Below are 24,746 nucleotides of genomic sequence, written 5' to 3'. Positions count from 1 at the left end.
ACCCGCAAGGGGGAGATAAGCCGGCGCGCCGGGTTTCGCCAATCTCCAAGAGGGGGACGAAACTAGATCTCTAGGCCTGTGCCTGCTTCCCCTCGGTCGGCAACGTCCGCACCTTCTGCCTTGCCGCCCAATCCTCCAGCCAATCGCGGCTCTGCATCTCGATCAGCCGCGACGCGGTGCGCTCGAACTCGAACACTTCGTTGCCGCGCTTGGCGATATAGAGATCAGGCGGCGCAGCCTCGGCGCTCACCACCAGCCGCACATGATGGTCGTAGAGTGTGTCGATCAACAGGATGAAGCGCTTGGCTTCGTTGCGCCGGCCTTCGCCGAGCACCGGCACCTGATCGATGAAGATGGTCGAGAAGCGGGCTGCGATGGCGAGATAGTCGCGCGCACCGAGCGGCTTTTCGCAGAGATCGGCGAAGGAGAAGCGCGCCGCCTCGCCGGCGGCAACCGGCACGGCGACCTGCCGGCCCTTCACCGTCAGCGTCGTCCCGGCCGTCGGTCTGCCATGCGTCATCGCCTCCCAGGCGGCATCGAGCGCGGCATCGGCGGCCGCATCCGCAGGGGTGATGTAGACCGGCATGCGGCTGAGCTTGTCCAGCCGGTAGTCCTTGTCGGCATCCAGCGCCAGCACATGCGCGTGCCGTTCCAGCATGCCGATGAACGGCAGGAAAAGCTGGCGGTTCAGCCCATCGCGATAGAGATCGTCAGGCGCGACATTGGAGGTGGCGACCAGCACCACGCCATTGGCAAACAGCGCCGAGAACAGCCTGGACAGGATCATCGCGTCGGCGATGTCGGTGACAGAGAATTCGTCGAAGCACAGCACCCAGGCTTCCTCGGCCAACTTGCGGGCCACCGGCGGGATCGGGTCGTCCTCCTTGACGTCGCCATTCTTGCGCGCCTGCCGGTGCTTCTGGATGCGGTCCTGCACATCGGCCATGAAGTCGTTGAAATGCACGCGGCGTTTGCGCCTGACAGGCACCAGCTCGAAGAACATGTCCATCAGCATGGTCTTGCCGCGGCCGACGCCGCCATGGATGTAGAGGCCCTTGACCGCCTCATGCGTCTCGCGCTTGCGGGCGAACAGCCAGCCCAGCGCGCTCGACTTGTGCGCCAGCCGCTTGGCCGAGATCTCGGTGATCAGCCGGTCGAGTGCGGCCGTGATGCGCTCCTGCGCCGGATCGCGCTCGATCGCGCCTGATGCAACCAGATGGTCGTAGCGCTGCCGGACGGTCGCATGGGTCTGGAGGCCGTCACGCAGATGCATCGGTCACGTCGTTCTGGGACAATTCCAGGAAAAGGAGCGGGTCTGCTTTACCTTGTAAGCGAGATCGGCAAACCGTTGGAAGTCTGGCCGTCGAATTTCTCTCCACCCGAGGAATAGAGCCGCGCCAGCGTGCCGCCGCTTTCATCGTAAAGCGTCAGCTGCTTGCCAGCGACGCTCCAGGACTTGATGCCATCGATCGGCGCCGGGCAATGCAAGGGTCCGGCGCGGTAGCCCGAGCCGAATTTGGTCTGTGGCGTCGCCACCTTGCAGCTCTGGCCGGACACGCTGGCGTTCCAGACGCCGGCGACGCTGGCCGCAGTCAGATCCGGAGCTCCGGCCGGCGCCGTTCCATCCGCCGGCAGCGAGGCGACCTGGGTGTTTGGCGCCGTCGGCGCGGTCGGAAATTTCGACGGATCGGTGGTGCCGGGCGATGCCGGCGGCGGCAACTGGTTCGCGGTCACCTTGCCGGCGGGCGCGGCTTCCAGCGGCGCCGGCTGCTGCTCGTCCATCGACGAGAATCGTGAGGTCGAACAGCCGCTCGCAACGAGAGCGGCAAGCGATACGGCCACAAGACCGGCTTTCGAAAAATTCATTCCAACCTCCGTCGGATCCGGCCGGGGCTGCCGTCCGCACAAATCCCACCCGCAACAAGACGGAGAAGGTGGCGAAATTTCAACCCGATATGGTTAAAATACAGTTTGCAGCAAGATTTGTTGCTAAATTATCACGATTGAGATGCTTGGCACTGGCAAAAAGCCATCCGGGCGTAGCGAGCGTCGAGTTTCGGCTGCCGAGGCAGATGCTTGCGCCAAGCGGCTTCGGCCCTATCTCTGGTAAAATCGAACCTGCCGGAGCCGAAACCTTGGCCGCGAGAAAGAGAGCCGCCAATCGCTATTACAGCGGCCCGCCCAGCGATCATTTCGACGGCACCTTGTTCTTCAATCCCAACGGCAAGCCGCCCGGCCGTTTTTCCGACCTGCTGAAATGGCAGGTGGGCGGCGACCGCTCGAAATGGCCGGCAGCCCAGCCGAGCCCGTTTCATCAGGCAAGACCGGCCGAGCGCGTCGACGGCGCCGAACTGCGGCTGACCATGGTCGGCCACTCGTCGTTGCTCATCCAGACCGCCGGGCTGAACATCCTGACCGACCCGGTCTGGTCGCCGCGCGTCTCGCCGCTCTCCTTTGCCGGGCCGAAACGGGTCAATCCGCCAGGCATTGCCTTTTCCCATTTGCCGCCGATCGACCTCGTGCTGGTCAGCCACAATCATTACGACCATCTTGACCTCACCACGCTGAAGCGGCTGAAGGCCAGGCACGACCCGCTGGTGCTGACGCCGCTCGGCAACGACGCCATCATCGATCAAGCCGTGCCTGGCATGCGGCTGTCGGTGCATGACTGGGGCGACCGGGTCGATATCGCAAATGATGTCGCCGTTCATGTCGAGCCGGTGCATCACTGGTCGGCGCGCGGCGCGCGCGACCGGCGCATGGCGCTGTGGGCCGGCTTCGTCGTCGAGACTCCGGCCGGAAAGATCTATTTCGCCGGCGACACCGGCTTTCACGACGGCACCAATTACCGCCTGGTGGCCGAGAAACATGGCGGCTTGCGCCTCGCCATCCTGCCGATCGGCGCCTATGAGCCGCGCTGGTTCATGGCGCCGCATCACCAGAACCCGCAAGAAGCGGTGCAAGGCATGAAGCTTTGCAACGCCGCCCATGCCGCCGGCTGCCATTGGGGCACGTTCCAGCTCACCAACGAGCCGATCGACGAGCCGGCCCGGAAACTGGCCGAGGCGCTGGACGCCGAAGGCCTACCACAGGAATGCTTTCGCGCCTTGCGGCCCGGCGAAGTCTGGGACGTGCCGGCGGTCTAACGAAGGAACCCAAATCGCTGAAACGCGTTGTTTCGCCGACACAATTGGGAGCCTTCCATGATCAAATGGATCATCATTCTTCTGATCGTCGCTGCCGCGGCAAGCCTGCTCGGCATGCCGGCACTGGCAGGGGCTGCCGCGACCGGCGCCCGAATTCTCATCGGCATCGTTCTCCTCATCTTCCTGCTGATCGTACTTGGCGTTTTTGCGGTGACGTGAGAACGTCCGCCGATAACGCGCCGCACTGGTAATTCCGGCCCGTTTCCGCCATATAGCGCCAAACGGACACGGCTAACCGACGCGGAACCACCGGAGCAATGGCAGGCACGGCCCCCTTCGCCAAGATGAACGGCATCGGCAACGAGATCATCGTTGCCGATATGCGCGGTCGTGCCGATCGGGTAACCGCGGCTGCCGCCATTACGCTCAATGGCGACACGGCCACGAAATTCGACCAGATCATGGCGATCCACGACGCCAGGACCCCGGGCACCGCCTTTTTCATCGACATCTTGAATTCCGACGGAACCGGCGCGCAGGCTTGCGGCAACGGCATGCGCTGCGTCGTCCGGGCGCTCGCCGCCGAGACCGGCCAGAAGACATTCACCTTCGAGACGGTTGCCGGCATCCTCAACGCCAGGGAACATGACGACGGTTCGATCTCGGTCGACATGGGCACACCGCGTTTTGGCTGGCAGGACATCCCGCTGGCCGAGGAGTTCCGCGACACCCGGATGATCGAGTTGCAGATCGGCCCAATCGATGCGCCGGTGCTGCATTCGCCCTCGGTCGTTTCGATGGGCAACCCGCACGCCATCTTCTGGGTCGACAACGATGTCTGGTCTTACGAGCTCGACCGCTTCGGCCCGCTGCTGGAAAACCATCCGATCTTCCCCGAGCGCGCCAACATCACGATTGCGCAGGTCACTTCGCCCGGGACCATGGTCATCCGCACCTGGGAGCGCGGCGCCGGCCTGACCAAGGCCTGCGGCTCAGCCGCCTGTGCCGCCGTCGTCGCTGCCGCCCGCACCAGGCGCACTGGACGCAGTGTCACGCTGGTGACGCCCGGCGGCGGCGAACTGCATGTCGAATGGCGCGACGACGACCACGTCATCCTGACCGGTGCCGCCGAATGGGAATTTTCCGGCAGCTTCGACCCGTCGACCGGCGCCTGGGCCCGCGACACCGAAAGCGCCGCCTGATGGGCGCTGTCTCCAACAAGGGTATCGAGGTCGTCACCTTTGGCTGCCGGCTGAACACCTACGAATCCGAAGTGATGCGCAGCCAGGCCGAAAGCGCCGGCCTCGGTGCGCTGGAAGGCGGCGCCATCATCTTCAACACCTGCGCCGTCACCGGCGAGGCGGTGCGCCAGGCCAGGCAGTCGATCAGAAAAGCCCGCCGCGAGAATCCCGGGGCGCGCATCATCGTCACCGGCTGCGCCGCGCAGACCGAGCCGCAGAATTTCACCGTCATGGACGAGGTCGATCTCGTCCTCGGCAATGAGGAGAAGCTCAAGGCGCATTCCTACCGCGCACTGCCCGATTTCGGCGTCAACGACACGGAGAAGGCGCGCGTCAACGACATCTTTTCGGTGCGCGAGACGGCCGGCCATATGGTCGATGCCATCGAGGGCCGGGCGCGCGCCTTCGTCCAGGTGCAGAACGGTTGCGACCACCGCTGCACCTTCTGCATCATTCCTTACGGCCGCGGCAATTCGCGCTCGGTGCCGATGGGCGCCGTGGTCGAGCAGGTCAAGCGGCTCAGCGACAATGGCTATGCCGAGATCGTGCTGACCGGGGTCGACATGACAAGCTTCGGCGCCGACCTGCCCGGCGCACCGAAGCTTGGCAAACTGGTCAAGACGATCCTGAAGCAGGTGCAAGGCGTAAAGCGCCTGCGGCTTTCCTCCATCGATTCGATCGAGGCCGATGAGGATCTGCTCGACGCGATTGCCACCGAGCCACGGCTGATGCCGCATCTGCATCTGTCGCTGCAATCCGGCGACGACATGATCCTGAAGCGGATGAAGCGCCGGCACAGCCGAGACCAGTCGATCCGCTTCTGCGAGGATGTCAGGAAACTGCGTCCCGGCATCGTCTTCGGCGCCGACATCATCGCCGGTTTCCCGACCGAGACCGAGGCGATGTTCGAGAATTCCGAAAAGATTGTCGAGGAATGCGGCCTGACGCATCTGCACGTCTTCCCATTCAGCCCGCGCGAAGGCACGCCCGCCGCGCGCATGCCGCAGGTCCGCCGCGAAGTGGTCAAGCAGCGCGCCGCCCGGCTGCGCCAGGCCGGTGAAGCCGCCTACAGCAGCCATTTGTCGTCGCTCGCCGGCAGCCGCCAGTCGATCCTGCTCGAGCGCGACGGCCTCGGCCGCACCGAAGGGTTTACGCTAGCCGCGATCGCGGCTGGCGCGCCGGGCGAGATCGTCGAGGCCGATATCGCCGGCCATGACGGCGCTCGCCTCATCGCGGCGCCGCTCGCTGCCCGCGCCGCCTGAGACGATTGAAGCATGGCCGGTTTTTTCAAGAAGATATTTTCGTTCGGCAAGAAGGAAGTCGTCGAGGAGCGCATCGACGAGACCGCCCCCCTGCCGCCGATCAAATGGGACGCGCTGGAGGCGCTCAAGCCGGCGGCCGAGCAGACCGTTCCGGAGTTTTTGAAGCGCGACGAGCCCGAGGCAGAAGCCGCGCCGTCGGTCGAGCCCGCATCAGCTCCGCCAGTCGAAGCGGAAGCAGAGCCGCAGCCCGAGGAGCCAAAGCCCGAGCCGACCCCGACCATTCCGCCAGCACCAGAGCCGATTGTTCCGTCCGAACCGGAACCTCTGCCGGAGCCCGAGCCGATAGAGGAGCCCGCTCCCGAGACGCCTGCCGAGCCGCCAGCGCCCGAGGAAATTCCAACACCGCCGGTCGTTCCCGAGCCTGCCCCCGAACCGCAGCCGCAGGAAGTACCTCCCGCGCCGGCCGAGCCGGAGATCGCACCGCCACGCCCTGAGACGCAGCCCGAACCGGCGCCCGCCGAAGTGCCGACGCCGCCTGCTGAGGTCCCAGCGGAGACGCCGGCGCCCGAAATTCCTCCGGCCGAAGTTTTGCCGCCCGTTCGCCAGCCGGCTCCCATCGATCCGGAGCCGCTGCGCGCCGAGATTGCTCCGGAGATCGAAGCTGCGGCGACGCTCGAACCTCCTCTCAAGGAGGAGGTAGCGCCCGCCTCCATCGCAGAACCCGTGCTGCAGCCCGTCGTCGAGCCGTCCCCGGCCGCGCCTGAACCCGAAGCCCCGCCGGCCGAAATCCCGCCCCCCATTCGACAGCCGGCACCGGTGGAGACACAGCCGGTCCGTGCCGAAATCGCGCCCGAGCCGGAGGCCATACCAGCGCCCCAGCCAGCCCCACAACCCAAAACCGCCCCCGTCCCTGGCAAGGTGACGGTCACCAGGAAGGTCGAGCAGAAAGCGGAGCCGCAAAAGGCGCCGGAACCGGTTCAGCGGCGCTCGTGGTTCCAGCGCATGAAGGACGGGCTTGCCCGTTCGTCCCGCGAGCTCACCGGCAACATCGCCGGCGTCTTCACCAAGAGGAAGCTCGACGAGGACACGCTGCAGGATCTGGAGGACGTGCTGATCCGCGCCGACCTCGGTATGGAAACCGCCCTGCGCGTCACCGATGCGCTGGCCGCCAGCCGCTACGGCAAGGATGTCTCCGACACTGAAGTGCGTGCCATCATGGCGGCCGAGGTGGAGAAGGTGCTGACCCATGTCGCCATGCCGCTGGAGCTCGACCTCTCCCACAAGCCGCATGTCATCCTGGTCGTCGGCGTCAACGGCACCGGCAAGACCACGACCATCGGCAAGCTGGCGGCCAAGCTCACCGATGGCGGCCTGTCGGTGATGCTCGCCGCCGGCGACACCTTCCGCGCCGCGGCGATCGAGCAGCTCAAGATCTGGGGCGAGCGGACGAAATCGCCGGTCATTGCCTCGAAACTCGGCGCCGACGCTGCCGGCCTCGCCTACGACGCCTTCGAGCGGGCCAGGGAAGCCGGCTCCGACGTGCTGATCATCGACACCGCCGGCCGGCTGCAGAACAAGACCGAGCTGATGGCGGAACTGGAGAAGATCGTGCGCGTGCTGGGCAAGCTCGACCCGGAAGCGCCGCACACCGTGCTGCAGACGGTCGACGCCACCACCGGCCAGAACGCGCTCAACCAGGTCGAGATCTTCCGCAATGTCGCCGGCGTCAATGGCCTGGTGATGACCAAGCTGGACGGCACGGCGCGCGGCGGTATTCTGGTGGCGATCGCGGCAAAGCATAAATTGCCGGTCTATTTCATCGGCGTCGGCGAGCAGGTCGACGACCTCGAACCTTTCTCGGCAAGCGAATTCGCCCGGGCGATCGCTGGAGTGGCCTAAAAAGCATGATCCCAAGAAGTTGCAGGCTTTTTGGACAAGACCATGTGTAAGAAGGAAACCATGAACCCGCCCATTCTCGAACGCGACCCGTCCGACCCGCAAAAGCAGAAGAAGGAAGGCGTCAATCCGCTGCTCAAGCTGGTGCTGGAGCTCGGCCCGCTGATGGTGTTCTTCTTCGCCAATGCGCGCGGCGAGTGGCTGACGCAGAAATTTCCAGCCCTTGCCGAATTCGGCGGGCCGATCTTCGTCGCCACCGGCCTGTTCATGGCCGCGACCGCGATCGCGCTGATCGTGTCCTGGCTGCTCACACGCACGCTGCCGATCATGCCGATGGTGTCGGGCGTCGTCGTCCTCGTCTTCGGCGCGCTGACGCTCTACCTGCAGGACGACATCTTCATCAAGATGAAGCCGACCATCGTCAACACGCTGTTCGGCGGCGTGCTGCTCGGCGGCTTGTTCTTCGGCAAATCGCTGCTCGGCTATGTCTTCGATTCGGCCTTCAATCTCGATGCCGAGGGCTGGCGCAAGCTCACCTTCCGCTGGGGTCTGTTCTTCCTGTTCCTGGCTCTTGTCAACGAAGTGGTCTGGCGGAATTTTTCCACCGATGCATGGGTTACCTTCAAGGTCTGGGGCATCATGCCGATCACGCTTCTGTTCACCTTCAGCCAGATGCCGCTGATCCTGCGCCATTCGCTTGAGGACAAGACCGAGAAGGCGGAAAAGGCCGGCAAATAGAGCAATTCTAGGAGGAGACGGGGATGGAGTTCATCACCACGCGTGACGAGCTGAGGACAATCTACAAGACGCCGCGACCGACCGACGGTTCGATCCGCAAGGAATTGCGGGCGCTGGACGGCCACTGCCGCTCCTTCATCGGCAAGAGCCCCTTCGTGCTGATCGGCTCGTCAGACGGCGCCGGCAATGCCGACGTGACGCCGAAAGGCGACAAGCCGGGCTTTGCCGCCGTGCTCGACGAGCGAACCATCGCCATCCCCGACCGCCCCGGTAACAACCGGCTGGACACGCTGGAGAACATCCTTCTCAACCCGTCGATCGGACTGCTGTTCCTCATTCCGGGCATGAACGAGACGCTGCGCGTCAATGGCGATGCCCGCATCACCATCGATCCCGGCTTGCGCGAGCGCCTCGCTGTCGACGGCAAGCAGCCGCAATGCATCGTCGTGGTGTCGGTGAAGGCCGCCTACATGCACTGCGCCAAGGCCTTCATGCGCTCCGACCTGTGGAAGCCGGAGACCTGGTACGATCGTGCGACGCTGCCGACGCTCGGCCAGATCCTGCGCGACCAGCTGGCGGTCGCCGATACGGCCGAGGCGACGGATCGCTGGCTGGACGAGGAATACAAACACACGATGTGGTAGTCCGCGCAGGCCACGATACGTCAGAGCGCACCCTTGCTGAACATCCTCGCCATCTCCGGCAGCCTGCGGGCCGCCTCCACCAACTCGGCCTTGATCGTGGCTCTGGCGCAAAACGCACCGCCCGGTTGCCATGTCACGGTCTATGACGGACTCGGCCGATTGCCGATCTTCAATCCGGACGACGAGGGCGAACGGACGCCGGCCAAGGCCACGATGCTGATCGATGCGGTCAACAAAGCCGACGGTGTCATCGTCTCTTGCCCGGAATATGCGCATGGCGTGCCGGGCGGTCTGAAGAACGCACTGGACTGGCTGGTCTCGCGCGATGCAGCCGTCGGCAAGCCGGCCACGCTGGTGCACGCCTCGCCGCGCTCGCTGTTTGCCCGAGCCGCGCTGACCGAAATCATGCGCACCATGTCTTTCGCGCTTTATGAGGATGTGACGCTGGAAATTCCGCTGCTCGGCAAGAAACCGCCGGAGGTGGAGAAGACCCTGGCAGAGCCGACGAATGTGCTGGCGATGCGCAATACGCTCTCGGCCTTCGCCGACTTCATCCGCTCGCGTTAAGCGAGCCCTTCCCTTCTCCCCTTGTGGGAGAAGGTGGCATCGCGAAGCGATGTCGGATGAGGGGTGCTCCAGCTTGGCAATTTGCGTGAAATCGCCGCCGTCTCATTCCGTCCAGCACCCCTCATCCGTCTTGTCGCTGCGCGCCAATCCACCTTCTCCCACAAGGGAGAAGGGAGGCGCGCTACCCCTTCCGCAACGTCTCGACATCGGTCTTGCCGACGTACCAGTCGCGCGCGCTGACCTCCTCGAACACCACCCAGACGTCATTCTCGGTCAGGCCAGTGGCGTCCATGATGGCTGCCGTGACCTTTTTGGCGATGTCAGCCTTCTTGCCAGCGGGGTCGGCGGCGATCACTTCCTTGACGATGCGGATGTTGACGAATGGCATGACGTTCTCCCTTTGAATTTTGTTGGCTGCCGTCAGCAAGCGGACTCGAAATTCGCTCTGGCGAACCGGGTGGTCGCACCGGAAACCGCAGTGCAGCAGGCACTGCGGGCAAGCGCAGAAACGCCGTCAAAGGCCGCCAGAAAAGAGTTTCGAGTAGCCTCAATAAGTCTTGGCCCCGTTGACCATCAGCCGGACCATGTAAAGCGAAGTCGTGCCGGCGATATAGAGGCAGTTGAGCTTGTTGCCGCCGAACACGCAATTGGCAGTCACTTCCGGCACCTTGACCTTGCCGATCAGCGTGCCGTCCGGATCGTAGCAATGGATGCCATCGGCCGCGCTGGTCCAGATCCGCCCGTCCGCGTCGAGCCGGAAACCGTCGAACAGGCCGGCCGTGCAGTCGGCGAAGATCTTTTCGCCCGAAACCTTCTTGCCGCCCTTGCCGACATTGAACACCCGCATATGCGCCGGGTTTTGAGCGCCGTGCGTGCGGCCGGTGTCGGCGACATAGAGCTTGCTTTCGTCGAGCGAGAAAGCGAGCCCGTTGGGCCTGACCATGTCGGTGATGACCGCCTCGACGTCGCCGGTGCCCGGATCGACCCGGTAGACATGACAGGCGCCGATCTCGCTCTCGGCCTTGTCGCCCTCATAATCCGTATCGATGCCGTAGGTCGGGTCGGTGAACCAGATCGAGCCGTCGGACTTCACCACCGCATCGTTGGGCGAATTCAACCGCTTGCCGCGCCATTTGGCGGCGATGGTGGTGATCGACCCGTCATGCTCGGTGCGGCTGACGCGCCGCCCTGAATGCTCGCAGGTGACCAGCCGGCCCTGCCGGTCGACGGTGTTGCCGTTGGAATTGCCGGACGGGTGGCGGAACACGCCGACGCTGCCGTCGGTCTCGTCGTAGCGCAGCATGCGGTTGTTGGGGATGTCGGACCACACCACATAGCGGCCGGCCGCTAACCATGCCGGCCCTTCCGCCCACCGGCATCCGGTGTACAGTCTGTCGACATTCGCATTACCGTTGAACAGCCGCGCGAAACGCGGATCGAGAATTTCATAGTCTTCGGCGGGCATGTTTCCTCCAGTCATCCAATCCAAAATGCCGGCGCGATCAAGCCAGCCGGCGATCGATATGGCAAGATCGATCGCGTCGCAGCTTCGCAATTTGTAGGACAAAAAAGCTTGATACGCGAACGCGGTGGGCATGAGGCTTCGTTGAAACCACGGCCATGGCGGCGTTAACCCGCTATGCGTGCAGCGCAATGGTGCATTGCAACATCTTCTTTTTGCAATGCACCATTACTATGTCATGCTCCGTATCGATCAAGGGAGGAACAACCGGCCGCGAGAATGCGGCACAGAAGGAACCTTGCTATGATCCTCGACAGCCTCATGAGCCGCGCTCGCGCCAGCATCGCCAAGCGCCGCCACTACAACCGCCTCGTCGCCGAAATCGACAGCTTTTCCAGCCGCGATCTGGCCGACATGCGCGCCGACCGCTCGGAAATGCTCTACCAGGTCCACAAGCAGATCTACGGCTGATTTCAGTCGAACCGAAGGCAACGCCGCATCACCCTGGTGCGGCCAGCGCTTTCTCGATCTGCGGCAGCAAAAGATCTCTCGCTGACTCTGGTGTCAGCGGACCGACATGCTTGTAGGCGATCTTGCCGTCCTTGCCGATGACGAAGGTTTCCGGCACGCCGTAGACACCCCAGTCGATCGCCCCGCGCCCCGCTTCGTCGACACCGATCGCCTGGAACGGATTGCCGAGATCGCCAAGGAAGCGGCGAGCATTTTCCGGCTGGTCCTTGTAGTTCAGCGCCGCCATGGTGAAGCGCTTGTCCTGCGATAGCGCCAGCAGCACCGGGTGCTCTTCCCGGCACGGCGCGCACCATGACGCAAAGACATTGACCAGCGTGACCTTGCCGGCGAAGGCTTTCGAATCGAGGCCGGGCAGGTTCACACCCTCCAGCGCCGGCAGGTTCGTCTGTGGCGCCGGCAGGCCGATCAGCGCCGACGGCACTTCCGAAACGTCGCGGCCGGACAAAAGCTGCAACAGGAACAGCCCCGCCAGCGCCATGAAGACCAGAAGCGGCAACAGCACGATCAGGCGACGGCGCGCGGGCGCTTCTGTTTGCGTATTCATGATTTTCCGGCCTTGTCGGAGCGGCGTCGCACGCCTGATGCTTCCAGTTCGGCGAGATCGCGTTTGCGCGCCCGCTGGTCGATGAGGATCCAGCCGATCAGCCCGGCCAGAACCACGGCCGTGATGGCATAGGCGGCCATCACATAGAGCGCATGCACGCTCATGCCTGCCGCTCCGCGAGCGCAGCGCTTTCCAGCCCGAGCATTTCGCCTCGTTCGAACATGCTTATCCCTTAACCTTGTGCCATCGGCTTCGCAATCGACCGCCGCGCCGCAGCCATTGCCCTAGTCCGTCCCGTGGCGCAGCGCCAGCGCCGCCGCCACCGGCCCCAGTACGGCAAGAAACAGGGTCAGCGCGGCAAGAATGAGGAAAGGCTGCAGGAACGGATCGGGGTCCGCCACCGCGCCATAGCTTGCAGAGACGCCGAAGATCAGCACCGGGATGATCAGCGGCAGCACCAGCACCGAGATCAAGAGCCCGCCGCGCGGCAACGCCACCGCCACCGCCGCACCAGCCGCGCCGATGAAGGTGATAGCCGGCGTGCCGACCAAGAGCGTCAGCGCCGTGGCGCCAATGCCGACCGGCGCCATGTTCATGAACAGGCCGAGCAAGGGCGCGGCGACAACCAGCGGCAAAACGCTTCCCGCCCAATGCGCCAGGCATTTCACCAGCACCGTCAGAGCCAGCATGTGCCGGTCGTTGCCGAGCACCAGAAGATCGAGCGAGCCGTCTTCCCGATCGGCCTGGAACAGCCGGTCGAGGCCGAGCAGGCAGGCGAGCAGGGCGGAAATCCAGAGAATTGCCGGGCCGATGCGGGCCAGCAGGTTGAGATCCGGTCCGACGCCGAAGGGGATGGTGACAATCACCGCCAAGAAGAAAATGACGCCGGTCAATGCGCCGCCGCCGGCGCGGATGGAGAGGCGGATGTCGCGCAGGAAGAGGGCTAGCATGTTTTGAGATGCTCGCGCTTGAACACCCCCCTCTGTCCTGCCGGACATCTCCCCCTCAAGGGGGGAGATCGACCGTCGCCACGGCTTTCGCCAATTTCGTTCGTTGAAAGATGGGCGCAGCAACGAAGCTGCCAATCTCCCCCCTTGAGGGGGAGATGTCCGGCAGGACAGAGGGGGGCGCCGTGGAGCACTGACATCAAACGGCCTCCCCCATCCTCAATTCCCTCGCCCCTTCAATCCCCAGCGGCAGATGCGTCGCTGCGACAATCATCCCTCCGTCCCGACAGTGCTTCGTCATCACCCCGCCAAACCGCCCTTCCGAAGCCTTGTCCAGCCCCGCCGTCGGCTCGTCGAGCAGCCACAGCGGCCGCCGGCTGACCAGCAGTTTCGCGATCGCGGCGCGCCGTCTCTGCCCCGTCGACAGATACCCGAACGGCAGATGGCCGATGCCATCAAGCCCGACGGTTTCCAGCGCCTCTTCGACGCTCAGCGCCACCTCGCCCGAAAAATCGCGCCAGAAGCGCAGGTTTTCCGTTACGCTGAGCGCCTGCTTCATCGCATTCTGGTGGCCGAGATAATGGCAGGCCGAGGCGACCGACGGAAAATCCTCAGGGCCGCCCTCGATCCGCACCCGACCTTCCGCCGCCGGCAGCAGTCCGGCGATGACCCTGAGCAGCGTCGATTTGCCCACCCCGTTCGGGCCGGTGACGATCAGTGCCTGGCCTTTCTCGAGAGCAAAGCCGATGCCGGAAAACACCGTTTCGCCGCCCCGTTCGCCGCCCAGATTTTCGGCGATCAGCCGCATTCCTTGCCCGTCCCGAAAACACCGCGCCGCGGCAGGCACCGCATCGCACAAAATAGCCTTTCGACTGTCTAGAACTATTCCAGGAAATTCTCTATATGCGTGGCATCCGTGCCAGCGGTCGGCACGGGAACAGAATTTGCGCCGAACCAGCGCACGCGCCGCCTTGAACGGCTCGGGTTGCTTGGGAACGGACAGCGGAAATGGCCGTACCCGCACCTTTGCGCGTGATTGCATGCCATCGGCGTCCGTTCCCTTTCAGGCTGAACAGACAAGGACGGATCGCACGTGTCAAAATCCCTCGACAGTTTCAATTGCCGCCGCACCCTGACCGCGGGCGGCGCCGATTATGCCTATTTCGACCTCATTGAGGCCGAGAAGAACGGCCTGACCGGCATCGCCCAGCTGCCCTATTCGATGAAGGTGCTGCTGGAGAACCTCTTGCGCAACGAGGACGGCCGTTCCGTCACCAAGGAAAGCATCCAGGCGGTCGCCGGCTGGCTGACCGACAAGGGCACCGCCGGCGTCGAGATCGCCTATCGCCCGGCCCGCGTGCTGATGCAGGATTTCACCGGCGTTCCCGCCGTTGTCGATCTCGCCGCCATGCGTGACGCCATGGCCTCGCTCGGCGGCGACCCGCAGAAGATCAATCCGCTGGTGCCGGTCGACCTGGTCATCGACCACTCCGTCATCGTCGACGAATTCGGCACGCCGATGGCTTTCGCCAGGAATGTCGAGCTCGAATATGAGCGCAACGAAGAGCGCTACAAATTCCTGAAATGGGGCCAGCAGGCCTTCCGCAACTTCCGCGTCGTGCCGCCCGGCACCGGCATCTGCCATCAGGTCAATCTCGAATATCTCGGCCAGGTCGTGTGGACCAATAGCGAGGACGGCGAAACCACCGCCTATCCCGACACCTGCGTCGGCACCGATTCGCACACCACCATGATCAACGGCCTCGGCGTTCTCGGCTGGGGCGTCGGCGGCATCGAGGCCGAGGCCGCCATGCTCGGCCAGCCCGTCTCCATGCTGTTGCCCGAAGTCATCGGCTTCCGCCTCACCGGCAGGCTGAAGGAGGGCGTCACCGCCACCGACCTCGTGCTGACCGTCACCCAGATGCTGCGCAAGAAGGGCGTCGTCGGCAAGTTCGTCGAATTCTTCGGTCCGGGTCTCTCCAACATGACGCTGGCCGACCGCGCCACCATCGGCAACATGGCGCCCGAATATGGCGCCACCTGCGGCTTCTTCCCGGTCGACTCAGAAACCATCCGCTATCTCACCATGTCCGGCCGCGACGAGAACCGCATCGCGCTGGTCGAGGCATACGCGAAGGCGCAAGGCATGTGGCGCGACACCGGCTCGGCCGACCCGGTCTTCACCGACCTGCTAGAGCTCGAGCTCGGCGATGTCGTGCCCTCGATGGCAGGCCCCAAGCGGCCTGAAGGCCGCGTTGCGCTGGAGGGCATTCCGGCCGGCTTCGCCAAGGCGATGGAGACCGAATACAAGAAGGCCGCCGAAATCGACAAGCGCTACGCCGTCGAAGGCACCTCGTACGATCTCGGCCATGGCGATGTCGTCATCGCCGCCATCACCTCCTGCACCAACACCTCGAACCCGAGCGTGCTGATCGGCGCCGGCCTCTTGGCGCGCAACGCCAACCGCCTCGGCCTCAAGCAGAAGCCATGGGTCAAGACCTCGCTGGCGCCAGGCAGCCAGGTGGTCGCCGAATATCTGGAGAAATCCGGCCTGCAGAAGGAGCTCGACCAGATCGGCTTCAACCTGGTCGGCTTCGGCTGCACCACCTGCATCGGCAATTCCGGCCCGCTGCCGGCGCCGATCTCCAAGACCATCAACGACAAGGGTTTGATCGCTGCCGCTGTACTCTCCGGCAACCGCAATTTCGAAGGCCGCGTCTCGCCCGACGTGCAGGCCAACTACCTCGCCTCGCCGCCGCTGGTCGTCGCCCATGCGCTGGCCGGAACCGTGACCAGGGACCTGACCACCGAGCCGCTCGGCGAGGACAAGAACGGCAATCCGGTCTACCTCAGGGATATCTGGCCGAGCTCGGCCGAGATCCAGGAATTCATCGAGAAGAACGTCACCCGCGAACTGTTCGCCCGCAAATATGCCGACGTCTTCAAGGGTGACGAGCACTGGCAGAAGGTCCAGGCGCCGGAAGGCCAGACCTATGCCTGGGACGACAATTCGACCTATGTGCAGAACCCGCCCTATTTCGCCGGCATGACCTCGGGCTTCGGCAAGATCGGCGACATCAAGGGCGCCCGCGTTCTCGGTCTCTTCGGCGACAAGATCACCACCGACCACATCTCGCCGGCGGGTTCCATCAAGGCAGCATCGCCGGCCGGCAAATACCTGACCGACCACGGCGTCGGCGTCGCCGACTTCAACCAGTACGGCACGCGGCGCGGCAATCATGAGGTGATGATGCGCGGCACCTTCGCCAACATCCGCATCCGCAACCATATGCTGGGCGAGAATGGCCGCGAGGGCGGCTACACCATCCACTATCCGTCGAAGGAAGAGACGTCGATCTACGACGCCGCCATGGAATACAAGAAGGAAGGCGTGCCGCTGGTCATCTTCGCCGGCGTCGAATATGGCAACGGCTCGTCGCGTGACTGGGCCGCCAAGGGCACCAATCTTCTGGGTGTCCGCGCCGTCATCGCCCAGTCGTTCGAGCGCATCCACCGCTCGAACCTGGTCGGCATGGGCGTCATCCCCTTCGTGTTCGAGGAAGGCACTTCCTGGGCCTCGCTCAATCTTAGGGGTGACGAACTGGTCGAGATCGACGGGCTGGACGCCATCAAGCCGCGCCAGAAAATGGTCGCCAGGATCACCTATGGCGACGGCACGGTGAAGAATGTGCCGATCATTTGCCGCATCGATACGCTGGACGAGCTCGACTATTTCAAGAACGGCGGCATTCTGCAGTACGTGCTGCGCGATCTTGCGGCTTAAAGCAGCAAGGGAATAGGGCTTAGGCAGTAGGGGATAGGCCTACTGCCTACTGCCTACTGCCTTCCCAAACCGCGCCGTCGCCGCCAAAAGCACGCCGAGCATCACGGCATTGAGAATGTGCCACAGGAAATGCGTGCCGAGCGGAAAGCTGCCGCAGACCAGTGGGTCGATCATCCTGCAGATCACCGACACCACGAAGATCGCCGAGCCCGCAAGATTGTACCAGCCCGCGCGATTGCCGCTGGCCGCCACCCAGGCGCCGAAGAAGGCAAGCGCCAGGAACGGCGGCAGATAGCCGGTCGTGCCGTTCGAGGCCTGGCGCAGCCAGTCCGGCACGGCGAAGGTGATGAGCCCGGCGACGGTATAGAAGGCGACGAAGACGACAATCGCCTTGCCCCATTTCATGCCGAGGAAGCGGCGCAGGTTGAACAGCGTGTAGGCCAGCGTAAAGCCGGCGATCGGCAGCACGTCGGCCCAGATCGTACCGCGATTGGCAAAGGTGTGGAACAGCGCCGAGCCGATGCCGATCGCCACCACCCACCAGGCCAGCACCTCGGCGAAGGTGCCGGTGCCGCGCCGCCGCACTTCCCGAACACCCCACAGTCCGGCCGCGATGAAGGCAAGGTTGGTCAAGGCATTAACCGGTTCGGCCCAAAATTCCGGCCCGGTCCGCTCGCAATAGAGGTCGATCGGCGTCAGGAAAGTTTGCCACATGCTGATATTGCCGCCCGAATCTGTCGCTAGCTTGCAGTGCAGGCCTTTCCTATGGCTGCTTTGCCGGTGGTTGCAACGGCAAAATTTCACCGCAACGTGACTTCACGTTGACTGTCGCTTCTGCCACATATTTCAGCAATCAGAACAAGGCCGGCATCACCGGCGGGAATTGGAACGGTCATGACATCTCGAAGACCATTGCGGCTTGCGGCCTTTGCGCTGGCCTTCTCGGTGCTTGCCGGCAATGGTCTTGCCGGCGAGGCCGACAAGCTCCAGTCTGACCGGCCCTTGGGCGTGGTCGAGCTTTTCACCAGCCAGGGCTGCAATTCCTGCCCGCCGGCCGACGAGTTCTTTACCGAGCTTGCCGCCAAGGGGGACATCGTCGCGCTCGCCTATCATGTCGACTACTGGGACTATCTCGGCTGGCAGGACACGCTGAGCCGCAAGGAGAACACCGAGCGGCAGTATGACTATATGCGCGCTTTCGGCAGCCGGTCCGTCTATACGCCGCAGGCCGTCATCAATGGCCGCAGCCATGTCAACGGCGCCAGCCGCAGGGACGTCGATGGCGCGCTCGCCCGCATGGAGAAATCAGGCGAAGGCATGCGGGTGGGCATCAAGGTCAGCCGCACCAGCGACCGCGTCATGATCGATACCGGCGATGCCGGAACCGGCCCCAGCGACGCCCACGTCGTCATCGTCTATTTCGACCCGCCGCAGACGGTCACGATCGCCAAGGGCGAGAATACCGGCCGCAGCATGACCTACTGGAACGCCGTCTCCGCCATCCAGACCGCCGGCATGTGGCACGGCAAGGCGCAGCGCTACGAATTGCCGCTGAGCGAGATTTCCAAGAAGAAGGGCGGCTGCGCCGTGCTGCTGCAGTCGGTCGGCAAGGACGGCCTGCCCGGACCCATCCTCGGCGCCGCCTTCATCCGCAAGCCTTGACCACAGCCTCTTCCTTCTCCCCTTGTGGGAGAAGGTGGATCGGCGCGATAGCGCCGAGACGGATGAGGGGTGTTCCAGCTTGGCGCCAGCGTTCGTCTCACCGCCATGGCTGGAGGTTCATATCCCGTACGTATGCAATGATGGTGTCGCAAACGCCGTTTATATCCTTCAGCACGTCGTCGTTCCAGAAACGCAGTACGCCAAGGCCTATCGCTTTCAGATCGGCACCACGGACGCGATCAGACTCTGATTCCGCATGCTGACTTCCGTCGATTTCGACAATCAGTCCAGACCCGACGCAGACAAAATCGGCAATGTATTTTCCGACTGGCATCTGGCGCCGGAATTTTATCCCGTCGAGCCTGCGGTCACGCAACTCTTGCCACAGCCTGTCTTCCGCTTCCGTCGCGCCGAAGGGAACGGGCAAAGCGACGTTTGGCTGGTGGAACTGGCTGATGCGGCATGGCGCAAGATTAGTTTGAGGTTGCGCTCCGTCCAACACCCCTCATCCGTCTCGGCGCTGCGCGCCGATCCACCTTCTCCCACGGGGGAGAAGGAAAGTGCTCCACCCAGCCCAATAAAAAACCGGCGCCAGCTTGCTTCTGACGCCGGTCATTTTAGGTTTTGGGATCGTCGCACCTGATTTTCCCCTAGGGAAAACCGAGGTTGGTTCGATCCGACGCAGACCCGTGGGCGGGGGGCTTGGGGTTTACGAGCCGGTGCCGGACCGAACCGTCTCAGGCAACGCCGGTAAATTCGTCGGACATTGGGGCATGAGCGCGGATAAAAAAAGGCAGAATTGTGGCGGAACATCACCAATTCCAACGATCGTTTCAAAACGTGACTGGACACTTTGGAAACGGCCCCGACGCTGCCATTGCCCGACCGGCCCTTGCAATTCCATGCTGAAAGCGTCAACTTTGGTCGGCGAAAGATTCATTCGAAGGATCGAGGCATGACTGATCGCGGCAGCGGGACGGAGGATGGGGACGCATCCGCAATATTGATCCCGTTGCATGAGGCAAGACGCGAACGCCTCGACCAGCCGGTGCGCTTCGACCGGCGCGAACTGGACCAGATTCTCAGGCTTTACGGACGCATGGTCGCCGCCAATGAATGGCGCGACTATGCCATCGATCATCTTGCCGACCGTGCTGTGTTTTCCGTGTTCCGCCGCGCCAGCGAGGTGCCTTTGTTCCAGATCGTCAAGGATCCGAAGCTGGCCCGCAAGCAAGGCGCTTTCGCCGTCATTGCCGCTGGCGGGCGCATCCTCAAGCGCGGCCAAGAGCTCGGCCGCGTGCTTGGCGTCTTCGACGGCAAGCCGAAGCTGGTCAAGGCTTAACTCACTGTTTCTGTTCTAGAAATCTCTGCTCGGGCAGCGAGTTGGGATCGGGCGGAGCCAGCGCCCCGTTATTGATCGACAGTTGCATGAATACCGTGTCCAGCCAGCGCCCGTGCTTGTAGCCGGAGCCCTCCAGGCGACCCGAATGGCGAAAGCCGAGCTTTTCATGCAGCCGCACCGAGGCGCTGTCTGGACGGCCGTCGCCGATCACCGCGATGACCTGGCGGAAGCCCGCCGCCTTGGCCGCGTCGATCAGCCCCTGCATCAGCTTCAGCCCGACACCCTGACCCTTGGCTTCGGGCGCGACATAGACGGAATCCTCGACGACAAAGCGGTACGCCGGGCGTGGCCGGAAGGCGCCTGCATAGGCATAGCCGAGCACGGCGCCGTCCTTTTCCGCCACCAGATAGGGAAAGCCGCCCGCCTTCAGGCTGTCGAATCGGCTCCCCATCTCGGCGCGACTCGGCGGCTCGAGCTCGTAGCTCGCCGTGCCATGAGTCACCGCGTCGGCATAGATTTCCGTGATTCGGTCGAGGTCTGCGGCCGTGGCGGGCCGTATCGTGATACTGCTCATAATTTATGCAAATCGTTCATCTGCCTGCCATAACAGCAAAGGCAGGCACAAAAGAAAAGGGCGGCCGTTGGGCCGCCCTTTCCAAACTCACTGGTCCAGTTGGACCGACCTACGCCTTTAGCGACGGTCGCCCATGAACTGCAGCAGGAATGTGAACAGGTTGATGAAGTCGAGATAGAGCTTCAGCGCGCCCATGATCGCCTTGCGGCCGGCGACATCGGTAGCGTCACCCTCGTAATACATTTCCTTGATGCTCTGGGTGTCGTAGGCAGTGAAACCGGCGAAGATGAGTACGCCGATTGCCGAGATAGCGAAGGTCATCGCCGACGAAGCCAGGAAGATGTTGATCACCATCGCGACGATCAGGCCTATCAGACCCATGTAGAGAAACGAACCAAGCCCGGAAAGGTCGCGCTTGGTTGTATAGCCGTAGAGCGAGAGCGCTCCGAATCCGGCGGCGGTGGCGAAGAAGGTCTGCGAGATGCTGGCGGACGTATAGACCAGGAAGATCGACGACAGCGACAAACCAATCAGGCCGGCAAAGACCCAGAAGGTCGTTTGCAGCGCCGAAACGCTCATCGATTGCATGCGAGCCTGCATAAAAAACACGACGGCCAGCGGTGCGAAGATGACCACCCACTTCAGCGGCGAGGCGAAGATCGCAACGCCGAAAGAGGTCAGCATCTCACCGCTCCGCAGCGTGGCAACCGCAGAAGCCGGATCGGCAGTGGTGGCCAGCATGATCGTACCGACCGCTACCAGGCCCGTGATGAGCAGGCCAAGCCCCATCAGATTGTAGACCTTGACCATATAGGCGCGCAGGCCCTGGTCGATGGAGGCGTCGACGCCGGCGCCGGGCACGGCGCGCGTCTGATAATTACGAATGGGTTCAGCCATGGTAGTCCTCTATTGCTTCTGCCCCGTCGGGTGTCAGGTCAATTCGGACCAAGGCGCCGCTGGCGGGGCTCCAGCATGCCTGCCGCGAAATATGATGGTTCTTGACGACAAGAACAAGACCGTAACCGGGTGTAATGCTTCGTGAGGCCTCGAAAAACCGGTTTTATTCGCTTTCAAGGCGCTACATGAACGAGATTTAATCAATTACCGCTCAGCCCGGCCCTTGCGAATCACAGATTGCGCAGTACCGGCGCCGCCTTGTGACCGAGCACCCGCCACGTGCCGGCAAGGCCGATACCGACCGTGACCGCCAGCGCAAAGACGATCGTGGCCACCGCCACTTCAGGCATGAAATGCGACGGCAGCGTCATGATGCGTGCGACAACGAACCACGCCGCGATCCCGCCCGCCGCCAGCGCGAAGATCGCCGTGGCAAGCCCGATCAGCATGTATTCCAGCGAAAAGGCCGCGATCAGCGTCTTCCTGGTGGCGCCCAGCGTCTTCAGCACCACCGCGTCATGGATACGGGCCCGGTTGCCGGCGGCGAGCGCGCCGGCCAGCACCAGCACCGAGGCGATCAGCGCCACGCCAGCCGCGGCCCGGATCGCCGTGCCAAGCTGCGCGACCAGACGGTTGACGACGTCTAGCGCATCCTTGACCCTGACCGTCGTCACCGCCGGGAAGGCACGGGTCACCGCGTTAAGCAGGCGGGCATCGTCGGCCGCCGACGCGTTCTTCTCGGTCAGCGTCGCCAGCCAGCCATGCGGCGCGCCGGCAAATGTGTTGGGCGAGAACACCATGACGAAATTGATGCCCATCGTCTCCCACTCGACCTGGCGGAAATTGGCGATCCTGGCCGTCACATTGCGGCCTAGCACATTGACGGTGACGGTATCGCCGAGCTTCAGCCCGATCTCCTTGCCTTCCTCGGCGGAGAACGAAACCAGCGGCTCGCCGGCATAATTGTCCGGCCACCATGTCCCTTCGGTCAGCGTCGCATTGGCGGGCAGCCTGGCGTCGTAGGTGAGCCCGCGATCGCCGCGCAGCACCCAGGCGCCTTCCGCCGGCACCTTGACCTTGCCGACATCGACCCCGTTCAGCGCCATCACCCGGCCGCGCAGCATCGGCACCTTGACCAGCGTTCCCGCCGGAGCCTCCTTGCCGATCAGGGCGGAAAACGCATCGACGTCGCTGTTCTGGATGTCGACGAAGAAGAAGTTCGGCGCCCGCTCCGGCAGGCTGCCGGAGATCTGCCGCCGCAGATTGCCGTCGATCAGCGCCAGCGTCACCAAAAGTGTCAGCCCCAGCCCGAGCGACAGCACCACGGACGGCGTTAGCGCGCCCGGCCGATGGATGTTACCGATGGCGAGCCTGAGCGCCGTCGAGCGGACGCGCGGACTCTTCCTGGCGGCCGACTGCACCAGCACGCCGACTACGCGCAGCACCAGGAAGGCAACGACGGTGGCGCCGACGAAGATCGAGGCGATGCGGCGATCGCCGGAAAACAGAATGGCCAGCGCCGCCAGAGCGAGCGCAATGCCGAGCGCGGCGGCGACATAGATCAGGCGCGGAAAACCGCGGCCTTCGAACCCCATTTCGCGAAACAGCGCTGTCGCCGGCACGTCACGCGCGCGACCGAGTGGAAGCAGCGCGAAGGCCAGCGTCACCAGCAACCCGAACAGCGCCGCCATGCCGAGCGCGCCGGGATAGAAGCCGCCTTCCGCCGGCACCGGAATGACGGATTGCAGCGCAGCACTCGCCGCGAACGGCATCAGCGCCCCGAGCACCAGGCCAAGCGCGATGCCGAGGCCGGCGATCATCAGGATCTGCACGAGATAGACGGCAAAGACGAAACCGCCCGAAGCCCCCAGGCTCTTGAAGGTGGCGATGACGCCACGCTTGCCGTCGAGATAGGCGCGCACCGCATTGGCGACGCCAACGCCGCCGACCACCAGCGCCGTCAGCCCGACCAGGGTCAGGAACTGCGAGAAGCGCTCGATGTTGGAGGACAGCGCCGGTGCGGCATTGCTGCGCGTGCGAATCGACCAGCCAGCCTCGGGAAATTCCTTGGCGGCCCGGTCCTGGATGGCCTTGATATCAGCTTCGCTGGCGCCGCTGGGCAGCCGGATCTTGTAGGCGTTTTCGACGAGGCTGCCCGGCTGGATCAGGCCGGAAGCGGCAAGCCCGTCGGTCGAGACCATCAGCCGCGGCGCAAAGCCGAAGCCGTCGGACACGGCATCCGGCTCGTTGACCAGCCTGGCGCGCAGTTCGAAGGTGGCGCTGCCAAGCTTCAGCCGGTCGCCGATCGCCAGATGCAGCCGCTCGAACAGCAGATCGGGTGCTGCGGCGCCGAAAACGCCGGACCGTTCGCCGAACAGATCTTGCCTGGACACTGCCGGCTCGGTTTCCAGCGCGCCATAGAGTGGATAGGCCTCGTCGACCGCCTTGGCCTCGACCAGCGCCTGGTCGGATCCGTCCTCGAGCCGCGCCATCGAGCGCATATTGGCGCTGTGCGAGACCGTGCCCAGCCCGTCGAGAAAAGCCTGCTCGGTTTGCGTCGCGGCGCGCTGGTTGATCTGGAAACGCAGGTCGCCGCCAAGCAGCGTCTGGCCCTGGTTGGCGACGCCGGCGGTAATGGCGCGCGCCACCGAATTGACGCCGCCGATCGCCGCCACGCCAAGGGCGATACAGGCGAGGAAGATCAGGAAGCCGGACAGACCGCCACGCATCTCGCGCAGCGAGAACCGGAAAGCAAGTTTCAGCGTGCGCGATAGCGGCATCAGGCCGGCACCTTGCCGGCGGTTGGCGACAGCACGGCTGCGTCCTCGATCCGGCCCGAGCGCATCGACACCTGGCGCGAGCAGCGCGCGGCCAACGCCGGGTCATGCGTGACCAGCACCAGCGTCATGCCGCGCTCGGCCGCCTTGGCAAACAAAAGGTCGGCGACCTGCCGCCCCGTCGACTGGTCGAGATTGCCGGTCGGCTCGTCGGCGATCAGGATGCGCGGCGACGGCGCCAGCGCCCGGGCGATCGCCACCCGCTGCTGCTCGCCACCCGACAATTCGCCGGGATAGTGGGTGACGCGGTCGCTCAGGCCGACGGCCGCCAGCTCGCGCGCCGCCACACCAAATGGATCGGCATGGCCGGCCAACTCAAGCGGCACCGCGACATTTTCGAGCGCCGTCATGTTGGGGATGAGATGGAAGGACTGGAACACGATGCCGATGTTTCGTCCCCGAAACGACGCGATCTGGTCCTCGCTCTTGCCGTTTAGCAGCTCACCGGCGATTCGTACCGTACCCGAATCGACCCTTTCCAGGCCTGCAAGCACCATCAGCAGCGTCGACTTTCCCGAACCCGATGGCCCAACGATGCCGGTTGCCTCGCCGCTTGCCACATCGAGGCTGACGGCTTTCAGCACATGGACGGAGGATGCGCCTTCACCGAGCGTCAGCGATACGTCTTTCAGCGCGATGACGGCTTCTGTCACAATTAAATCGTCCTATATG

At 63.9% G+C, this 24,746-nt stretch carries 26 protein-coding genes; 12 read left to right on the top strand and 14 right to left on the bottom strand.

From position 1 onward, the window contains the following. Window positions 1-70: 70 nt before the first annotated feature. Both zapE and C9427_RS26365 read right to left on the bottom strand, forming a co-directional pair. Window positions 71-1,273, bottom strand: a complete 1,203-nt coding sequence (gene zapE / locus C9427_RS26370) for a cell division protein ZapE (RefSeq protein ID WP_107651977.1) — start codon at window positions 1,271-1,273, stop codon at window positions 71-73. Between the two features lie 47 nt (window positions 1,274-1,320). Continuing rightward, window positions 1,321-1,866 (bottom strand): protease inhibitor Inh/omp19 family protein, encoded by a 546-nt coding sequence (locus C9427_RS26365; RefSeq protein ID WP_107651976.1) that lies wholly within the window; start codon window positions 1,864-1,866, stop codon window positions 1,321-1,323. Between the two features lie 269 nt (window positions 1,867-2,135). On the opposite strand from C9427_RS26365, the gene C9427_RS26360 reads away from it, so the two are divergent. The 8 genes from C9427_RS26360 to C9427_RS26325 all read left to right on the top strand — a co-directional run bounded on the left by C9427_RS26360 (window position 2,136) and on the right by C9427_RS26325 (window position 9,494). Beyond that, complete coding sequence (locus C9427_RS26360; RefSeq protein ID WP_107652002.1) at window positions 2,136-3,146, top strand: MBL fold metallo-hydrolase; 1,011 nt, start codon at window positions 2,136-2,138, stop codon at window positions 3,144-3,146. Between the two features lie 57 nt (window positions 3,147-3,203). Beyond that, window positions 3,204-3,365 (top strand): DUF1328 family protein, encoded by a 162-nt coding sequence (locus C9427_RS26355; RefSeq protein ID WP_006327034.1) that lies wholly within the window; start codon window positions 3,204-3,206, stop codon window positions 3,363-3,365. Between the two features lie 98 nt (window positions 3,366-3,463). Continuing rightward, a complete protein-coding gene (dapF, locus tag C9427_RS26350; protein WP_107651975.1) occupies window positions 3,464-4,348 on the top strand; it encodes a diaminopimelate epimerase in 885 nt (294 codons plus the stop codon). After that, window positions 4,348-5,649, top strand: coding sequence for a tRNA (N(6)-L-threonylcarbamoyladenosine(37)-C(2))-methylthiotransferase MtaB (gene mtaB, locus C9427_RS26345; protein ID WP_107651974.1), 1,302 nt, complete (start codon window positions 4,348-4,350; stop codon window positions 5,647-5,649). The genes dapF and mtaB overlap by 1 nt, the downstream gene beginning before the upstream one ends. Window positions 5,650-5,661: 12 nt before the next feature. Then, window positions 5,662-7,548: a signal recognition particle-docking protein FtsY gene (ftsY, locus tag C9427_RS26340; RefSeq protein ID WP_107651973.1), complete on the top strand. Its 1,887-nt coding sequence runs from the start codon at window positions 5,662-5,664 to the stop codon at window positions 7,546-7,548. A 60-nt stretch (window positions 7,549-7,608) separates the two neighbouring features. Next, window positions 7,609-8,283: a septation protein A gene (locus C9427_RS26335; RefSeq protein WP_107651972.1), complete on the top strand. Its 675-nt coding sequence runs from the start codon at window positions 7,609-7,611 to the stop codon at window positions 8,281-8,283. 23 nt (window positions 8,284-8,306) lie between these two features. Then, entirely contained in the window at window positions 8,307-8,927 is a 621-nt protein-coding gene (locus C9427_RS26330; RefSeq protein ID WP_107651971.1) for a pyridoxamine 5'-phosphate oxidase family protein, read from the top strand. A gap of 33 nt (window positions 8,928-8,960) precedes the next feature. Next, the gene (locus C9427_RS26325; protein ID WP_107651970.1) at window positions 8,961-9,494 is read left to right on the top strand and encodes an NADPH-dependent FMN reductase; all 534 of its coding nucleotides are present in this window, start codon (window positions 8,961-8,963) and stop codon (window positions 9,492-9,494) included. Window positions 9,495-9,675: 181 nt separating this feature from the next. Here C9427_RS26325 and C9427_RS26320 read toward each other — a convergent pair whose 3' ends face one another. Further along, window positions 9,676-9,882: a tautomerase family protein gene (locus C9427_RS26320; protein ID WP_107652001.1), complete on the bottom strand. Its 207-nt coding sequence runs from the start codon at window positions 9,880-9,882 to the stop codon at window positions 9,676-9,678. Between the two features lie 159 nt (window positions 9,883-10,041). Further along, window positions 10,042-10,959, bottom strand: a complete 918-nt coding sequence (locus C9427_RS26315) for an SMP-30/gluconolactonase/LRE family protein (RefSeq protein ID WP_107652000.1) — start codon at window positions 10,957-10,959, stop codon at window positions 10,042-10,044. 300 nt (window positions 10,960-11,259) lie between these two features. Between C9427_RS26315 and C9427_RS26310 the strand changes: the two genes are divergently transcribed. Further along, complete coding sequence (locus C9427_RS26310; protein ID WP_008873374.1) at window positions 11,260-11,427, top strand: hypothetical protein; 168 nt, start codon at window positions 11,260-11,262, stop codon at window positions 11,425-11,427. A 28-nt stretch (window positions 11,428-11,455) separates the two neighbouring features. Here C9427_RS26310 and C9427_RS26305 read toward each other — a convergent pair whose 3' ends face one another. From C9427_RS26305 to ccmA, 4 genes are all read right to left on the bottom strand, one after another. Further along, window positions 11,456-12,031, bottom strand: coding sequence for a DsbE family thiol:disulfide interchange protein (locus C9427_RS26305; RefSeq protein WP_107651969.1), 576 nt, complete (start codon window positions 12,029-12,031; stop codon window positions 11,456-11,458). Continuing rightward, entirely contained in the window at window positions 12,028-12,195 is a 168-nt protein-coding gene (gene ccmD, locus C9427_RS26300) for a heme exporter protein CcmD (protein WP_107651968.1), read from the bottom strand. Before ccmD ends, C9427_RS26305 begins: the two co-directional genes overlap by 4 nt. A gap of 120 nt (window positions 12,196-12,315) precedes the next feature. Further along, on the bottom strand, window positions 12,316-12,981 hold the full coding sequence (ccmB, locus tag C9427_RS26295; RefSeq protein WP_107651967.1) for a heme exporter protein CcmB: 666 nt from the start codon (window positions 12,979-12,981) through the stop codon (window positions 12,316-12,318). A gap of 196 nt (window positions 12,982-13,177) precedes the next feature. Continuing rightward, a complete protein-coding gene (gene ccmA / locus C9427_RS26285) occupies window positions 13,178-13,786 on the bottom strand; it encodes a heme ABC exporter ATP-binding protein CcmA (RefSeq protein WP_107651966.1) in 609 nt (202 codons plus the stop codon). A 285-nt stretch (window positions 13,787-14,071) separates the two neighbouring features. Here ccmA and acnA point away from each other — a divergent pair, with 285 nt between their 5' ends. Continuing rightward, on the top strand, window positions 14,072-16,762 hold the full coding sequence (acnA, locus tag C9427_RS26280) for an aconitate hydratase AcnA (RefSeq protein ID WP_107651965.1): 2,691 nt from the start codon (window positions 14,072-14,074) through the stop codon (window positions 16,760-16,762). A gap of 39 nt (window positions 16,763-16,801) precedes the next feature. Here the strand turns inward: acnA and C9427_RS26275 are convergent, their stop codons facing one another. Then, window positions 16,802-17,476 (bottom strand): ceramidase domain-containing protein, encoded by a 675-nt coding sequence (locus C9427_RS26275; RefSeq protein ID WP_107651964.1) that lies wholly within the window; start codon window positions 17,474-17,476, stop codon window positions 16,802-16,804. 180 nt (window positions 17,477-17,656) lie between these two features. On the opposite strand from C9427_RS26275, the gene C9427_RS26270 reads away from it, so the two are divergent. Continuing rightward, complete coding sequence (locus tag C9427_RS26270; protein WP_107651963.1) at window positions 17,657-18,424, top strand: DUF1223 domain-containing protein; 768 nt, start codon at window positions 17,657-17,659, stop codon at window positions 18,422-18,424. A 97-nt stretch (window positions 18,425-18,521) separates the two neighbouring features. Here the strand turns inward: C9427_RS26270 and C9427_RS26265 are convergent, their stop codons facing one another. Then, the gene (locus C9427_RS26265; RefSeq protein ID WP_245437178.1) at window positions 18,522-18,923 is read right to left on the bottom strand and encodes an endonuclease domain-containing protein; all 402 of its coding nucleotides are present in this window, start codon (window positions 18,921-18,923) and stop codon (window positions 18,522-18,524) included. A 456-nt stretch (window positions 18,924-19,379) separates the two neighbouring features. On the opposite strand from C9427_RS26265, the gene C9427_RS26255 reads away from it, so the two are divergent. Then, complete coding sequence (locus tag C9427_RS26255) at window positions 19,380-19,766, top strand: DUF2794 domain-containing protein (protein ID WP_107651999.1); 387 nt, start codon at window positions 19,380-19,382, stop codon at window positions 19,764-19,766. Window position 19,767: 1 nt separating this feature from the next. On the opposite strand, the gene C9427_RS26250 is transcribed toward C9427_RS26255, so the two are convergent. The 4 genes from C9427_RS26250 to C9427_RS26235 form a co-directional block, all read right to left on the bottom strand. Then, window positions 19,768-20,340 (bottom strand): GNAT family N-acetyltransferase, encoded by a 573-nt coding sequence (locus C9427_RS26250; protein WP_107651961.1) that lies wholly within the window; start codon window positions 20,338-20,340, stop codon window positions 19,768-19,770. 117 nt (window positions 20,341-20,457) lie between these two features. Continuing rightward, on the bottom strand, window positions 20,458-21,237 hold the full coding sequence (locus C9427_RS26245) for a Bax inhibitor-1/YccA family protein (RefSeq protein WP_107651960.1): 780 nt from the start codon (window positions 21,235-21,237) through the stop codon (window positions 20,458-20,460). 230 nt (window positions 21,238-21,467) lie between these two features. After that, a complete protein-coding gene (locus tag C9427_RS26240) occupies window positions 21,468-24,017 on the bottom strand; it encodes an ABC transporter permease (RefSeq protein WP_107651959.1) in 2,550 nt (849 codons plus the stop codon). Then, window positions 24,017-24,727 (bottom strand): ABC transporter ATP-binding protein, encoded by a 711-nt coding sequence (locus tag C9427_RS26235; RefSeq protein WP_107651958.1) that lies wholly within the window; start codon window positions 24,725-24,727, stop codon window positions 24,017-24,019. The genes C9427_RS26240 and C9427_RS26235 overlap by 1 nt, the downstream gene beginning before the upstream one ends. Between the last annotated feature and the right edge of the window lie 19 nt (window positions 24,728-24,746).

The organism is Mesorhizobium helmanticense, assembly GCF_003034915.1.
GTDB classification, from domain to species: domain Bacteria; phylum Pseudomonadota; class Alphaproteobacteria; order Rhizobiales; family Rhizobiaceae; genus Mesorhizobium; species Mesorhizobium helmanticense.
The sequence above is the reverse complement of the archived record's forward strand: the minus strand, read 5'-3'. Positions and strand labels throughout refer to the sequence as shown.

Bases quoted from the DNA above. Each gene is read 5' to 3' on its own strand.
- ftsY (WP_107651973.1), top strand. From the start codon at position 5,662: ATGGCCGGTTTTTTCAAGAAGATATTTTCGTTCGGCAAGAAGGAAGTC.
- ccmB (WP_107651967.1), bottom strand. From the start codon at position 12,981: ATGCTAGCCCTCTTCCTGCGCGACATCCGCCTCTCCATCCGCGCCGGC.
- ccmA (WP_107651966.1), bottom strand. From the start codon at position 13,786: ATGCGGCTGATCGCCGAAAATCTGGGCGGCGAACGGGGCGGCGAAACG.
- zapE (WP_107651977.1), bottom strand. From the start codon at position 1,273: ATGCATCTGCGTGACGGCCTCCAGACCCATGCGACCGTCCGGCAGCGC.
- C9427_RS26305 (WP_107651969.1), bottom strand. From the start codon at position 12,031: ATGAATACGCAAACAGAAGCGCCCGCGCGCCGTCGCCTGATCGTGCTG.
- C9427_RS26245 (WP_107651960.1), bottom strand. From the start codon at position 21,237: ATGGCTGAACCCATTCGTAATTATCAGACGCGCGCCGTGCCCGGCGCC.
- dapF (WP_107651975.1), top strand. From the start codon at position 3,464: ATGGCAGGCACGGCCCCCTTCGCCAAGATGAACGGCATCGGCAACGAG.
- C9427_RS26355 (WP_006327034.1), top strand. From the start codon at position 3,204: ATGATCAAATGGATCATCATTCTTCTGATCGTCGCTGCCGCGGCAAGC.
- C9427_RS26255 (WP_107651999.1), top strand. From the start codon at position 19,380: ATGACTGATCGCGGCAGCGGGACGGAGGATGGGGACGCATCCGCAATA.
- mtaB (WP_107651974.1), top strand. From the start codon at position 4,348: ATGGGCGCTGTCTCCAACAAGGGTATCGAGGTCGTCACCTTTGGCTGC.
- C9427_RS26250 (WP_107651961.1), bottom strand. From the start codon at position 20,340: ATGAGCAGTATCACGATACGGCCCGCCACGGCCGCAGACCTCGACCGA.
- C9427_RS26330 (WP_107651971.1), top strand. From the start codon at position 8,307: ATGGAGTTCATCACCACGCGTGACGAGCTGAGGACAATCTACAAGACG.
- C9427_RS26320 (WP_107652001.1), bottom strand. From the start codon at position 9,882: ATGCCATTCGTCAACATCCGCATCGTCAAGGAAGTGATCGCCGCCGAC.
- C9427_RS26310 (WP_008873374.1), top strand. From the start codon at position 11,260: ATGATCCTCGACAGCCTCATGAGCCGCGCTCGCGCCAGCATCGCCAAG.
- ccmD (WP_107651968.1), bottom strand. From the start codon at position 12,195: ATGAGCGTGCATGCGCTCTATGTGATGGCCGCCTATGCCATCACGGCC.
- C9427_RS26270 (WP_107651963.1), top strand. From the start codon at position 17,657: ATGACATCTCGAAGACCATTGCGGCTTGCGGCCTTTGCGCTGGCCTTC.
- C9427_RS26275 (WP_107651964.1), bottom strand. From the start codon at position 17,476: ATGTGGCAAACTTTCCTGACGCCGATCGACCTCTATTGCGAGCGGACC.
- C9427_RS26240 (WP_107651959.1), bottom strand. From the start codon at position 24,017: ATGCCGCTATCGCGCACGCTGAAACTTGCTTTCCGGTTCTCGCTGCGC.
- C9427_RS26335 (WP_107651972.1), top strand. From the start codon at position 7,609: ATGAACCCGCCCATTCTCGAACGCGACCCGTCCGACCCGCAAAAGCAG.
- C9427_RS26365 (WP_107651976.1), bottom strand. From the start codon at position 1,866: ATGAATTTTTCGAAAGCCGGTCTTGTGGCCGTATCGCTTGCCGCTCTC.
- C9427_RS26315 (WP_107652000.1), bottom strand. From the start codon at position 10,959: ATGCCCGCCGAAGACTATGAAATTCTCGATCCGCGTTTCGCGCGGCTG.